Origin of the sequence: Mesorhizobium sp. M2A.F.Ca.ET.067.02.1.1 (assembly GCF_004023285.1) — a bacterium.
Classification (GTDB): domain Bacteria; phylum Pseudomonadota; class Alphaproteobacteria; order Rhizobiales; family Rhizobiaceae; genus Mesorhizobium.
The window spans coordinates 1-1,900 of the sequence record NZ_RZSB01000974.1; the positions used below are offsets into that span (position 1 = coordinate 1).

Sequence of the window (1,900 nt, forward strand, 5' to 3'; positions counted from 1 at the left end):
CAGATGCTGGGGCGGCCGGTCAAGCTGGTGCTCAACCGCCCGCAGAATTTCACCTCCTATGGCGGCCGCGCCGCGACACGGCAGACGGTGGCGATCGGCGCCGACAGGGATGGCAGGATCCAGTCGATCGTGCATCGCGGCGTCAACGAGACGGCGGTCGACGGCATGTGGGTCGAACCGCTCGGCTCGGTCACCTCGATCATGTACGCCACGCCGAATTTCTCCTCGAGGCAGAATGTGGTGCGGGTCAACACGGTGGTGCCGGGAGCAAAGCGCGCGCCGGGCGAGAACCCGAGCGCCTTCGGCATCGAATGCGCCATCGACGAGCTGGCTCATGAGCTCGGCATCGATCCGCTGGAGATGCGGCTGATCAATTATGCCGAACAGGATCCACACGCGAAGAAGGCGTGGTCGACGCGCCAGTTGCGCGAGGCCTTTGCCGCCGGCGCCGAAGCCTTCGGCTGGGCGAAGCGCTCGGCGGCGCCACGCTCGATGTGCGACGGTCATCAGCTCGTCGGCTGGGGCATGGCCGCCGGCACGTATCCGGTGCGGCGCGCGCATGGCGAGGCGGTGGTGAAGATCCTTGCCGACGGTTCGGTCGTGGTCGAAAGCTCCTCCATTGACATGGGTCAGGGCACCTACACGATCCTGGCGCAAACGGCGGCCGAGACGCTCGGCGTTCCGGTGGAACGCGTGTCGGTGAAGCTCGGGGATTCCCACTTCGCCCGCGCGGGCGTCACCGGCGGCTCTCGCCTGGCGGGCGTCATGACCGGCGCCGTCTACAAGGCGGCCGGCCAGGCGCTGGACGAGCTGGTCGGCCTGGCGCTCTCCGATCCGCGCTCGCCGTTCCAGAAGCTGCAGGCGAACACGCTGCAAGTGCGGGACGGCCGCATCGCCTCGCCGCGCGGCGAAGGGCCGGAGCTGTCGATCGCCGAGTTCATGGCCGCTGTCGGCCGCGAGCAGATCGAAGCCAAGGGCGATACGCTGCCAGCCAGCACGACAGCTGAGGAGCGCTACGCGAACTACACGACCATCGCCAAGTCGATCCCGCACACCGAGGGCGACTGGTCGCGCTATTCCTGGTGCGCGCATTTCGTCGAGGTGCGGGTGGATGAGGATTTCGGCACGGTGCGCGTGTCGCGCGTGGTGTCGGCGCTGGATTCGGGCCGGCTCTACAATCCCAAGCTGGCGGAAAGCCAGTGGAAGGGCGGCATCATCATGGGCATCGGCCAGGCGCTGCTCGAGGAAGGCATCGTCGACCGCCGCCACGGCCGCATCGTCAACGGCAATTTCGCCGACTACATGCTGCCGACCAATGCCGACATTCCCGACATCCAGACGATCTCGGTCGGCATCCCCGACCCGCACTCCTCCGCCCTCGGCGGCAAGGGGGTTGGGGAACTGGCGATCGTGGGCATCGCGCCGGCGATTGCGAACGCGGTGTTCCACGCGACGGGGAAGCGGGTGCGGGATCTGCCGATTACGCTGGAGAAGTTGATTTAGGGGATCACCGTCGACGGAGCGCTTAATCTCCCCCCTGTGGCGGAGATGGCCGGCAGGCCAGAGGGGGGCGCCCTCTTTCACTTCGTCATTCTAGGGCGAAGCAAGGAGCGAAGCGACGCGCGCAGACCCTAGAATCCATGCCGTGACGGTTGAGAGCCACCACGGTCCAGAACGTTCATCGGCCAATCCCGTGAAGCAACTCGCACCCTTCCGGATTGGTCTTCTCGATCACCCGTGCCGTTGGCGCGACCGGCGCTTCAGCGATTTCTCTCAGTTGACGCTGCTGACGGCGACTATTCCGGACCGTTGCATTTCTTGACCAAGGTATCGGCATGGATTCTAGGGTCTGCGCGCGTCGCTTCGCTCCTTGCTTCGCCCTAGAATGACGAGGCATAGG

At 66.1% G+C, this 1,900-nt stretch carries 1 protein-coding gene; it reads left to right on the plus strand.

Features of this window, described 5'->3' with window-relative positions:
* Positions 1 to 1,503: xanthine dehydrogenase family protein molybdopterin-binding subunit (locus EOA28_RS34380; protein ID WP_148671054.1), on the plus strand; the 1,503-nt coding region annotated here is incomplete at its 5' end.
* Between the last annotated feature and the right edge of the window lie 397 nt (positions 1,504 to 1,900).